Below are 10861 nucleotides of genomic sequence, written 5' to 3'. Positions count from 1 at the left end.
GGGCGACTGGACTTAACGTGACGTTGCCGCTGAATTTTGCTTTAACAGGACCTATCTTAAGAGTGACCTTAGCTTCCAACTCGGTGTCGGAATGCTTGATCAACTCTTCGCAGCCAGGAATGCAGACCTTTAAGATTTCGGGATCAATCAACGCAGCATAGACCAGGTCTTGCGGCGCGCGGATGAAAATTTCGTCTTTCAGTTCCATCATGCGGTCCTATTTTTTTAGCAGAACGGGACACTGACTTAACTTAATCAGGCTGTCGTTCCGCGCGCTGGATAGTTATTATCCATGGCAAACTGCACCTTGGACAAAAGGAATTCTACGTCAGGGCGCGACCATGGCATGTTTGAAATGTCGATCAGGTACAGGCGACCGTCGGGGCGCACCCAGAACAGGCCCGGCTCTGCGAATTGGGCATTCTCAGCCTCTTTGAACGCCGTCGACAGATAGAGACCCCAGTTTTTAACATCTTCAGCAGTTGCACCGTAGGCCAGATCGATATTGCTTAGTTCCCAGTCAGTTTTCGTCTGTGTCGCACGTGCTTCTGGATCCATTGACGCCGCGACGACCGAGACACCAGCCTCGGCGGCCATATCGATAAGCCCATTCAGCTTGGTCAGATACATTTTGCAAACGGGACAGTGCAGCCCGCGATAGAAGATCACCATAGTGAAGTTCTTTGGCGACTGATCCGCAAGCGTCCAAGTGCCGCCGCCAACAAGCGGCAGGGACAGCGCAGGGGCCTGACTGTCGGGCATAAGTTTCTGTGACATGTTCATTCCAATCGGATTAATGGGCTTTGTCGGACAATGACCGCGTTGACCAGTTTTCAGTGATCGTCATGCCGGCTGCGCGGAAAACAACAGCAATTGGGCAGAATCTTTCGAGCTCAGATTTAATTTCGTCCATCAGCGTAGGCGTGGCATCAGTTTAAACATCACTATCCAGCGCGACCTCGTCAAAGGGTAAATCAACTTGTTCCATCAGCATGGTGCCAAGGCGGTTGAATTTGTACGACATCTCAATCTTCATCTCACCGAATGTAACGCCCGCCTTTTTGGCGACCTTCTTGGAGATAACATTGGTGCAGCCGATCAGCGCCGACATCATCGTCTCGGTTCGTCACTGCCCGCTCAAGCGGCTCATCTTTATACTATTGACAACGCGCACCCGCACGTGGCTGCTAAATGGGTTTGCCCAACGCCGGATTGGCGCGCGGCAATTGCGGTTTTCTGTTTGATCTAACCCATTGGTCAACTTCCGTACTTGATCCTTATTTATAACTCGATAACTTAGCATGCATATAACGTAAAGGGCTGGTGCGCGATTCCGGCTGTTTTAGGGGGATCACTATGAAGGCACCGGATTTCGACTATCTGCGCCCGACCAGTTTGGATGCAGCACTGGCGATGTTGGCCAAACACGACGGCGGCGCGATGCCGTTGGCAGGTGGGCAAAGCCTGATGCCGATGATGAATTTTCGCGTGGCGAGCCCCGAAGTGTTGATTGACCTTGCGGATGTGGCAGAACTGCGTGGAATCACCCGCGATGGCGGCACTGTCCGGATCGGGGCGATGACCCGTTATGCGCAGTTGATGGCGGATGCGATTGTGTTGGCGGACATCCCGCTATTCGCAATGGCCCTACCCCATATCGCCCATGATGCGATTCGCAATCGCGGCACAATCGGCGGTTCGCTGGCGCTCGCTGATCCGGCGGCCGAAATGCCGGCGTTGATGCTAGCGCTAGATGCGAAGATCGAAGTTGCGGGCCCCATTGGCACCCGCGCGATCAAGGCCGAGGATTTCTTTCTTGGCTACTTTGAAACGGCGCTTGAGGAAGACGAACTTATCATCGCCATTCTAATTCCAGCGGCGTCCACCGCCCAGCAGTTCGGGTTTCATGAACTAACCCAACGCCACGGCGATTACGCACTGGCAGGCGTTGCACTGGCCTGCTCGGATAACACATATCGGATCGCCTTTTTCGGCGTTGCTGACCGCGCCGTACGCGTCCCTGCCCTTGAGGACGCGCTTGGCAGCAAAACCGAAATGAAAATCGCGCTGACCCATTTGAGCGACATTGAATTCACCGATGACCCTAAGGCGAGTGCGGCAACGCGCCAGCGCCTTGCGGGTGTCGCACTGACCCGCGCACTGGAAGGAATGACATCATGAGCCGTTCAATAGACATCCAACTGCGCGTCAACGGCGAGGCCGTCAAAGCCACAGTTCCATCGCGCCTAAACCTTGTCGATTTCCTGCGCGGCGATCTCAGCCTGACTGGCAGCCACGTTGGTTGCGAACACGGCGTCTGCGGTGCCTGCACAATCATCGTTGATGGCAACACGGTGCGCGGCTGTCTGATGCTGGCCGCCCAAGCCAACGGCACAGAAATTACCACAATCGAAGGTCTTGCAGACAGTGGCCAAAGTGCGGCGCTGCAAGCGGCCTTTACCAACCGCAACGCCCTGCAATGCGGCTTTTGCACCCCTGGAATGCTGGCCAGTGCCCTTGGCTATATTGATGCCGGCGGCGCGGCGGACCGTGATGCGATCCGCAAGCATATTTCGGGCAACTACTGCCGCTGCACAGGCTATCAATCCATCGTCGATGCAATTTGCGACGTGATCGAGGAGTCCCGCACATGACCGGTCCAGCACACATTTTCGACAAACCGAACCGCTATATTGGCCAGCCCTCACCGCGCGCAGATGCTGCCCGCCTTTTGCAAGGGCGCGGACGTTTTGTCGATGATGAGACTTTGCCGCGGATGGCCCATGCGGCCTTCGTGCGCTCCCCCCATGCGCACGCGAAAATCCTCGAGATTGAAACAACTAAAGCGAAATCCGCGCCCGGCGTTATCGCAATCTACACCGGCGACGATCTGGCCGAACATGTAACCCCTTATGTGGGCGTTTTGACCCATATGAAGGGCCTGCGATCTGCCCCTCAGCACCCCTTGGCTGTCGGTATCGCACGGTGGCAGGGCGAGCCTGTTGTCATGGTTATCGCAACATCGCGTGCGCTGGCGGAAGACGCATGCGAGTTGGTTGAGGTCGACTACGATGAGCTCCCACCGGTCGTTGATACGGAAACGGCCCTCGATGGCGACGCACCAGTCATCCATCCTGAATTTGGCAACAACCTTGCGTGGGAACGCGACGTCGTCGCAGGTGATATCGACGCTGCCTTTGCCGCGCCCGGTGTGCAAGTGATTGAACGCGAATTCCGCTTTGGTCGCCACACTGGCGTGACACTGGAATCACGTGGCACGCTGTGTGATTTTGACCCATCCGAACAACAACTGACGGTCTATTACTCTGGCCAGGCCCCGCATATGATGCAGGTCATCTTCGCCACGCACCTCGACCTGCCCGAGGAAAACGTGCGTGTGATTTCCAACGACGTTGGCGGATCATTCGGGATCAAGATCCACACCTACGGCGATGAAATCGCAACCGCTGCGGCGGCCAAGCTGCTAAATCGGCCGGTCAAGTTCATTGCGGATCGGTTCGAAAGCTTCGTAACAGATATCCACGCACGCGATCATATTATTAAGGCTCGGATGGGGGTCACGAGAGACGGCACCATTGTCGGCATCGACTTTGATGACCTCACAGGGGTTGGCCCATTCTCAATGTATCCGCGCACCAGCGCAATTGAATGCAACCAAATCCTGAACCTCACGGGCGCGCCGTATGACCTCGAAAATTACCGCGCAAAGGGCCGCGTCGTGTTTCAGAACAAAACCCTGATGTGCCAATACCGCGGTGTCGGTCATCCCATCGCCATGGCCGTCGCGGATGGTCTGCTGGAGGATTGCGCCCGTGCAATCGGGATGGACCCCGTAACGCTGCGCCAGCACAACCTTATGGCAGATGACAGCTATCCACGGGCATCCGCGACGGGGATGAAACTTGACGATCTAAGCCACCAGCGTGCTCTGCTCAAGCTAACCGATATCATGGATTACAAGGGCCTGCGCGCCGCACAAACGAGTGAGCGTCAGAACGGCATCTATCGCGGCATCGGCTTTGTCTCGATGGTCGAAGTCACCAACCCCAGCCCGATGTTTTACGGCGTCGGTGGCGCGTCCATTGCGTCCCAAGATGGCGCAACTGTGCGGCTTGATGCTGGCGGTGCATTGCACGTGTCGTCCTCCATCACCGAACAGGGTCAGGGCACCAATGCGATACTGGCACAGATCGCCGCTGGCGTGTTTGGCGTCGCACTGAACCGTATCAAGGTCACCACCGGCGACACCGCAACCACCCCTTACGGCGGTGGCACATGGGCATCTCGTGGTGCCGGCATTGGTGGCGAAGCGATGCTGCAAGCCGCCCAAGCGCTGAAGGATCAGGTCCTCGATGTGGCGGCTGTCATGTTGCAAACCACCGTTGATAAACTCGACATCCAAGACGGCGCTGTGACCGATCTTGACGGGGCGATACGTCTGCCCCTCGCGGATTTGGCGCGCACTGTTTACTACCGTGGGAACGAGCTGCCCAAAGATCTGAACCCCGAACTGATCGCGACCCGCCACTACCGCGTTACCGACTTTCCGTTCGTCTTTACCAACGCCGCAATGGCGGCACATGTCGAAGTCGACATTGCTACGGGCTTTGTCAAAGTCCTGCATTTCTGGGCGGTCGAAGACTGCGGGCGCGTCATCAATCCGTTGCTGGTAGATGAACAAATCAGGGGCGGCGTCGTGCAAGGCATCGGCGGCGCGCTCTATGAGGAATGTCTGTATTCCCCCGATGGGCAAATGCTGAATGCGACCATGGCCGATTATATGGTGCCGATGGCCAGCGAGATGCCCGACATCACTGTTGCCCATATCGAAACCCCAACCAAAACATCCGTCCTTGGAGCCAAAGGCGCGGGCGAGGCTGGAACCGGCGGCGCACCCGCCGCGATTTTGAATGCGGTCAACGATGCATTGTCGCCGTTGGGCGCAAGCATCTGGCAAATGCCGATGACGCCTGAGCGGGTGCTGAACGTGATCGACTCGGCGGCAAAGTAACCGGCGGCACAGACAACGGTGACGCCGGTTTTCGCGTCTTTCGAGGGGCGCGAGGGTGGCGGACGAATACTCAATCCTATTCTTAGGCGTCGCTGGATTTGCGGTATTCTTTGTCGCGCTGGCAAAGGCGGGTTTTGGCGGGATGATCGCCTCATTGGCAATGCCGCTTGTGGCCGCGTTCTCTGATATAACGACTGCGATCTCGGTGCTTTTGCCGGCCTACATCGTGATGGATATTATCCTCGCGTGGATTTATCGTAAGAAAGTGCCTTACGCGCTTTTGTGGCCCATGGCCGCCTCTGGGATTGTCGGTGTTTTCATTGCTGCACTCGTGTTTCGGTCTATCGTTGCAACTTACCTCGCGATTTTTCTTGGGATTATGTCGTTCGTCATCGGCGTGAAGTTCTTTTTGGTGCGTGCGCGCCAAAAGGCTGAGGTCGAAACAACGCTTGACCCATCGGTGCGCAACTGGCCGCGCCTCATCGGGTTAAACGGCGCCACGGGATTCACCAGTTTTTTCCTTATGGGTGAGGCGCCAATTCAAATGTTCCTACTGCCCTTCCGGCTTGCGCCGCAGGTCTATGTGGCGCTGCTGATATGGTTTTTCTTTTTGGTCAACATCGTGAAAGTCCCCATCGCCTTTGCCATTGGGCTCGTGACCATCGACAGTCTGTGGGTATCGGCCATGCTGCTGCCGATCATGCCGTTGGGTATGTTTATCGGAAAACGCATCAACCAACGGATTCCGAAGGAGCCTTTCTACATCGTCATCCACATTCTACTGGTGATCCTCGGTATCTACCTCGTGTCGAGCACGATTGCGCAGATGAGTGCCGCCTGACAGGGCGCGTCGAAAAAAAGGGCGCGCCACTGATGCGACGCGCCCTTACTTGGGTCTGGATGCGTTTACTCGACCACGTACTCAACTGGCCAGTCGTATCCGGTCATAGGGACTGCGGCCAAGTAGGCCTTCATCACTTCTGTGCCTGGCATTCCACGACCGTCAGCTTCGGTCGCCTGCAGCTGCGGGAACCCTGTCAACGACGCGGCCCATTCTGCACGCACATCATCGCCCAGCGTTTGCACGTTCGTACCTGCGGCCGCGAGGCCATCGAGACCACGCTGCTGCGCTGCGTTCAGCGATTCACCGGACTGGTCTTCGTAAGCCTGGCCCACTTCGCGAATGATCTGCTGCACGTCTTCTGGCAGGTTCGCCATAGAGCGGGTGTTTACTGTCAACGCGTTAACTGGCATCGCCCCGAAACCCACCAGCGTGTAGTTTGGTGAAGGCTCGTGGAACTTAAAACCAAGATAGGCGGATGGGAACATTAGCCAGCCGGAATAAACACCCGTCTGAAGCGACAGATAGCCTTCTGGCAACGTGGATTGCACCGGAATGGCGCCGGCAAATTCCAGCCAAGGAAGGTTCGGACCAGCGCCACCAATTTTGACGCCTTGCAGGTCTTCGATCGTCTCCCAAGGCTCGGTCGTGCCTACGTGGTAGTTGTCCCAGCCGTGCAGACCGATCAGTTCTTGGTCATACTCTTCGTTGAACTGGTCTGTCAGCCAAGGCACGTCATTGTAGACAGAGCGCACGGCGGCCATCGCTTGACCCGAATCCTGTGGGCCAAAGGGCGCGTAATAGGGAAAGTTGTGCAGGAACAACTTGGCAGGCTCAAAGCAAATGCAGTACGCGCCGATGTCCAGAATGCCGTTTTGAACTGCTTCCAACGTCTCAGCTACGCCTGCCATCGCGCCGCCGTACCCTTCGACAAATTCTATTTCGTGATCTGTTTCTTCGGCAACGCGGCGGACAACTTCAGGGACAAAAAAGTTTGCCGTATCAGTGACATAGATAGCCGGTCCATTCGGGTGTCCAGAGCCAATACGCAGCGTGAATGTGTCAGCAACGGCAGGAGCCGCAAGGGCCATGATCGCAAGTGCGCCAAGGCCAAGTGTAATTTGTTTCTTCATTTCGTTTCCTCCCAGAACGTGCGGAAGTCACCGCAATTTTAAGCGCTGTTGCCGAGCAATTCGGCTTATTTATCAGTCACTAGTTAATTCATTTTGTGCACATCGCGGCGCATCGGTCAAGAAACCCTGCCACCCAAAGGCATTTTAATTTATCGTTCGCTAAATAAGCTATTGACCCTCTCACCCCAACCGTTAGCGTTCTGCAAGCTAGATTTTAAGGCATCGGGGAAGGCGGGATGAAGGCACAGATCGGCGGCGCACGCCTGTTGCATATATTTTCTGCGTTTTGGACCCTCGCTTTGGCGTTCCTGATTTTTGGTGATGTTTTTGGGCGGATTCTTCTGTCACGTCCAATCCCCGGCACCAAAGAACTCCTGCAGAACTCAGTCGTAACCATCACCTTCCTACAGATACCGTTGGCGATATATTCGGGGTCGATGCTGCGTACGACAATCTTGTCTGACGCCGTTCCCCCTGTATTACGACGCCTGCTGCGCACCTTTGGCTCGATCCTCGGATTGCTGCTGTTTCTGGCCCTCATCTGGGGCACGGTCCCGTCGTTCTGGGATGCCTACCGCGTCGGCGAATATGAAGGAGAAGGATCGCTTAGGGTCCCAACGTGGCCTGTGCGCGGTGCTATCGGTGTGATGTCTGCCTTTGGTGCATTCGCCTATGCCTACATGATTTGGCTCGACTGGACCGGACAGCTCCTCAATGAAAATGAGGCGCCAGGTGCCCTCGCGCGATTAGAAGATTAGGAGCGCAGGCCATGGGTGGTGATATCGTCATTTTGATGCTCGGGGTGCTGATTGTGCTGATCCTTCTTGGGGTCCACATCGGTGTCGCGCTGGCTTTGTGTTCCGGTGTGGGTGTGTTCATTATGTTCCGCGGCAACACCGAAGCGGCGCTGTCGATCATGTCTAACACCGCTTATGAAGCAATCCGAAAGGATGTGTTCGTGGTGATCCCCCTGTTTGTCTTGATGGGCGATTTTATATGGCGAAGTGGGGCCGCAGGGGATCTTTATCGAATATGTGACCGATCATTGCGCCGCCTGCCCGGCCGTCTGGCGATTGCGACGATTGCGGGCAACACGGTGTTTGCTGCCGTAACAGGCGTGTCGATCGCCTCTGCAGCGGCGTTCAGCCGGATCGCCTATCCTGAGATGATGAAACTGGGCTACAAACAAACCTTTGCCCTTGGCGCTGTTGCGGGGTCTGCCTGTCTGGGCATGCTGATCCCTCCCTCCGTTCTGCTGATCGTCTGGGCGATCCTGACGGAGATGTCCGTCGGCGCATTGTTCATCGCTGGCATCTTGCCGGGCATCATTCTGGCCCTTCTCTTCTCTGGCTACGTGATCATCGCGGCGATCATAAACCCAAAAATTGCGCCCGCCTATGACAAGCCATTGGTTAATCCAACCCCCGAGGAAAAACGCTCAGAACTGATTGGCGGCTTGGGTATTCTGGCGCTGATATCGGTCGTGATCGGAGGTATCTGGCTGGGCTGGTTCACCCCGACCGAGGCTGCTGCATTTGGTGTGATTTGCGCCCTCGTGATCGGAATTATCAAAGGCATGCGGCTGAACGATATTCTGGAAAGCATGTATCAAGCCGGCCGTACGACGGCACCGATCATGTTCTTGTTGATCGCTGCGCAGATGTATTCACGGCTTCTCGCACTCGGCGGTGGTGTGAACTACATCCAAGGCCTGTTTATCGACAGCCAATTGTCGCCCTTAATGGTGATTATGCTGATGGGTCTGATCTGGTTGATCTTGGGCATGCTTATCGACAGTATCTCGATAATTCTGCTGACTGTCCCGATCTTTGCGCCGCTTGCCATCGCGTTGGGTTACGATCCTATCGCGTTCGCCATCTTCGGGATTTTGGTGATTGAGGCCGGGCTTTTGTCACCGCCGTTTGGATTGCTGGTCTACACCGTCAAAGGCGCGGTCCCCGACCCCACCGCAACACTGAAGAAGATCTTTATCGGATCGGCCCCTTATTTTCTGCTGATCTTGGTCGCCGCTGTTCTTGTGTTGGCTTTCCCGATACTGGCCACATTGCTGCCAAGTGCCCTCATGTGATTTTATGATACCTAGCTGTCATTTTCATAATTTTCCCCGATGCGCCGCTTGCGCTAAATCTTGGTTAGTTCTGCGGAGGATATGATGGACCTAGGATTTTTCACGATGCCGATTCACCCCTTGGGTAAGGATTGGCGGCAATGCCTGCACGAAGATCGTGCCGCTTTTTTGTTGGCGGACGAGCTTGGCTTTACAGAAGCCTATGTTGGCGAACACACCACCGACGCAGCTGAAAACATAACCCATTGTATCAGCTTCATTGCCTGGATCGCCGCAGAAACCAAGCAGATCAAACTTGGGACCGGCACCGTCAATCTGCCCAACGCGCACCCTGCCGCTGTGGCTGCACAGGTGGCGATGCTGGATCACATGCTAGATGGCCGGTTCATCTTCGGGATTTCACCCGGTGGACTTGCGACAGACGCCGAAGCCTTTGGAAGCCTGAATGCCGACCGCCCCGCGATGTTCCTTGAGGGGATCAATCAAATCCTGAAAATCTGGGAGTCTGAGGCGCCCTATAACATCAAGGGCGATTTCTGGAACATCACGACCGAAACGCAGATGGAATTAGAAATAGGTCAAGGCATTATGCCAAAACCCCTGCAACGCCCGCATCCGCCAATTGTTGTGACGGCTGTGGCGCCGTTTTCCAAAGGTGTAACCGAGGCCGCCGCGCGTGGATGGGATCCAATTTCAGCTAACTTCTTGCTCAAAAAATGGGTCAAATCCCATTGGCCGAAGTACGTTGAGGGCTGTGAACGCGTGGGCCGTCGCGCTGATCCCGCCAACTGGCGCGTGGCGAAGTCCGTGTTTGTCGCTGATAACTTGGCAACGGCCAAGGAATACGCATTTGGGCCACAAAGCCCCTACCGCTATTATTACTCGCAACTGCTTACAAAGATGAAAAAGCATGGCCGCGCGAACCTGTTCAAGGTCGACCAGAACATGCACGACGACGAAGTCACGCTCGACGGCGTCCTTGAAGATTGCGTGATCTGGGGCACGCCAGACAAAGTGGCCGACGATCTGCTTGCCTTACGCGATGAAGTCGGTGATTTCGGCACGCTCCTGTATGCGGGTAAAGATTGGACCGATGTCGAACTTGGCCGCAATTCGATGATAAGGCTTGCCGAAAAAACCATGCCGATTATCAGTGCAGCTATCGGTAACGAAACGGCCGCAAAATGAGCGACCGCGTTACGGTTTCCCGTGGCGATGTTACCCTGTCCGCACACGAATCTGGGCGCAAAAACGGCCCCGCGATCCTATTGTCCAACTCGCTTGGTGCAGGCCTTGGCATGTGGGGCCTGCAACGCGCGTTTTTAGAGCAACACTACCGCATCATCGGTTACGACACACGCGGCCACGGCCAATCAAGTACACCTACTGGCGACTATGACTTTGACGATCTAAACGCTGATGCGGTCGCCGTTCTTGATCATTTCGAGATTGAAACAGCTGACTTTGTCGGCCTTTCGCTTGGTGGGATGACGGGCCTTGGCCTCGCGCTAGATTACACAGATCGCTTTGGCAAAGTCGTGTGCGCCTGCGCGCGCGCGGATGCCCCCACGTCTTTCGCCAACAGCTGGGATGACCGTATCGCGGCCATCTCGGATGGGGGGATGTCCGCCATTTGGCCCGGCACCCTTGAACGCTGGCTGACCGAGGGCTTTATAGCCAATAACCCCGCCATGATTGATGCCCTTGGGAATGATTTCATGCAGACCACTGTCGCCGGATACACCGGTTGCGCCCGTGCCTTGCAA

General features: G+C 55.8%; 12 protein-coding genes. 8 read left to right on the top strand and 4 right to left on the bottom strand.

All coding sequences use genetic code 11. The annotated features are described in order from the left end of the window. From Q1B15_RS08175 to Q1B15_RS08165, 3 genes are all read right to left on the bottom strand, one after another. A partial coding sequence (locus Q1B15_RS08175; RefSeq protein ID WP_299752796.1) for an SRPBCC domain-containing protein occupies positions 1–208 on the bottom strand: 208 nt, incomplete at its 3' end. A gap of 47 nt (positions 209–255) precedes the next feature. Then, positions 256–777: a redoxin domain-containing protein gene (locus Q1B15_RS08170; RefSeq protein ID WP_299752793.1), complete on the bottom strand. Its 522-nt coding sequence runs from the start codon at positions 775–777 to the stop codon at positions 256–258. A gap of 157 nt (positions 778–934) precedes the next feature. After that, on the bottom strand, positions 935–1111 hold the full coding sequence (locus tag Q1B15_RS08165) for a hypothetical protein (RefSeq protein WP_299752791.1): 177 nt from the start codon (positions 1109–1111) through the stop codon (positions 935–937). Positions 1112–1356: 245 nt separating this feature from the next. On the opposite strand from Q1B15_RS08165, the gene Q1B15_RS08160 reads away from it, so the two are divergent. From Q1B15_RS08160 to Q1B15_RS08145, 4 genes are read left to right on the top strand one after another with little or no spacing between them, the layout of a single operon-like run. Further along, on the top strand, positions 1357–2181 hold the full coding sequence (locus Q1B15_RS08160; RefSeq protein WP_299752788.1) for a xanthine dehydrogenase family protein subunit M: 825 nt from the start codon (positions 1357–1359) through the stop codon (positions 2179–2181). Then, a complete protein-coding gene (locus Q1B15_RS08155; protein ID WP_299752785.1) occupies positions 2178–2654 on the top strand; it encodes a (2Fe-2S)-binding protein in 477 nt (158 codons plus the stop codon). The genes Q1B15_RS08160 and Q1B15_RS08155 overlap by 4 nt, the downstream gene beginning before the upstream one ends. Then, positions 2651–5032: a xanthine dehydrogenase family protein molybdopterin-binding subunit gene (locus Q1B15_RS08150; protein ID WP_299752782.1), complete on the top strand. Its 2382-nt coding sequence runs from the start codon at positions 2651–2653 to the stop codon at positions 5030–5032. Before Q1B15_RS08155 ends, Q1B15_RS08150 begins: the two co-directional genes overlap by 4 nt. 55 nt (positions 5033–5087) lie before the next feature. Then, complete coding sequence (locus Q1B15_RS08145; protein WP_299752779.1) at positions 5088–5873, top strand: sulfite exporter TauE/SafE family protein; 786 nt, start codon at positions 5088–5090, stop codon at positions 5871–5873. Between the two features lie 65 nt (positions 5874–5938). On the opposite strand, the gene Q1B15_RS08140 is transcribed toward Q1B15_RS08145, so the two are convergent. Continuing rightward, positions 5939–7006, bottom strand: a complete 1068-nt coding sequence (locus Q1B15_RS08140; RefSeq protein WP_299752776.1) for a C4-dicarboxylate TRAP transporter substrate-binding protein — start codon at positions 7004–7006, stop codon at positions 5939–5941. A 236-nt stretch (positions 7007–7242) separates the two neighbouring features. Between Q1B15_RS08140 and Q1B15_RS08135 the strand changes: the two genes are divergently transcribed. From Q1B15_RS08135 to Q1B15_RS08120, 4 genes are all read left to right on the top strand, one after another. Next, positions 7243–7764, top strand: coding sequence for a TRAP transporter small permease (locus Q1B15_RS08135; RefSeq protein WP_299752773.1), 522 nt, complete (start codon positions 7243–7245; stop codon positions 7762–7764). 11 nt (positions 7765–7775) lie between these two features. After that, on the top strand, positions 7776–9095 hold the full coding sequence (locus Q1B15_RS08130; protein ID WP_299752770.1) for a TRAP transporter large permease: 1320 nt from the start codon (positions 7776–7778) through the stop codon (positions 9093–9095). Positions 9096–9200: 105 nt separating this feature from the next. Further along, on the top strand, positions 9201–10283 hold the full coding sequence (locus Q1B15_RS08125; protein WP_299752767.1) for an LLM class flavin-dependent oxidoreductase: 1083 nt from the start codon (positions 9201–9203) through the stop codon (positions 10281–10283). Next, positions 10280–10861 (top strand): alpha/beta fold hydrolase (locus tag Q1B15_RS08120; protein ID WP_299752764.1); only part of this gene is annotated, 582 nt, incomplete at its 3' end. The genes Q1B15_RS08125 and Q1B15_RS08120, both read left to right, overlap by 4 nt.

Origin of the sequence: uncultured Boseongicola sp. (assembly GCF_937988555.1) — a bacterium.
Classification (GTDB): Bacteria; Pseudomonadota; Alphaproteobacteria; order Rhodobacterales; family Rhodobacteraceae; genus Boseongicola.
The sequence above is the reverse complement of the archived record's forward strand: the minus strand, read 5'-3'. Positions and strand labels throughout refer to the sequence as shown.

Excerpts from the sequence above, each read along its gene's own strand:
- Q1B15_RS08130 (WP_299752770.1), top strand. The coding sequence starts at position 7,776 with ATGGGTGGTGATATCGTCATTTTGATGCTCGGGGTGCTGATTGTGCTG.
- Q1B15_RS08155 (WP_299752785.1), top strand. The coding sequence starts at position 2,178 with ATGAGCCGTTCAATAGACATCCAACTGCGCGTCAACGGCGAGGCCGTC.
- Q1B15_RS08170 (WP_299752793.1), bottom strand. The coding sequence starts at position 777 with ATGTCACAGAAACTTATGCCCGACAGTCAGGCCCCTGCGCTGTCCCTG.
- Q1B15_RS08150 (WP_299752782.1), top strand. The coding sequence starts at position 2,651 with ATGACCGGTCCAGCACACATTTTCGACAAACCGAACCGCTATATTGGC.
- Q1B15_RS08165 (WP_299752791.1), bottom strand. The coding sequence starts at position 1,111 with ATGTCGGCGCTGATCGGCTGCACCAATGTTATCTCCAAGAAGGTCGCC.
- Q1B15_RS08125 (WP_299752767.1), top strand. The coding sequence starts at position 9,201 with ATGCCGATTCACCCCTTGGGTAAGGATTGGCGGCAATGCCTGCACGAA.
- Q1B15_RS08140 (WP_299752776.1), bottom strand. The coding sequence starts at position 7,006 with ATGAAGAAACAAATTACACTTGGCCTTGGCGCACTTGCGATCATGGCC.
- Q1B15_RS08135 (WP_299752773.1), top strand. The coding sequence starts at position 7,243 with ATGAAGGCACAGATCGGCGGCGCACGCCTGTTGCATATATTTTCTGCG.
- Q1B15_RS08160 (WP_299752788.1), top strand. The coding sequence starts at position 1,357 with ATGAAGGCACCGGATTTCGACTATCTGCGCCCGACCAGTTTGGATGCA.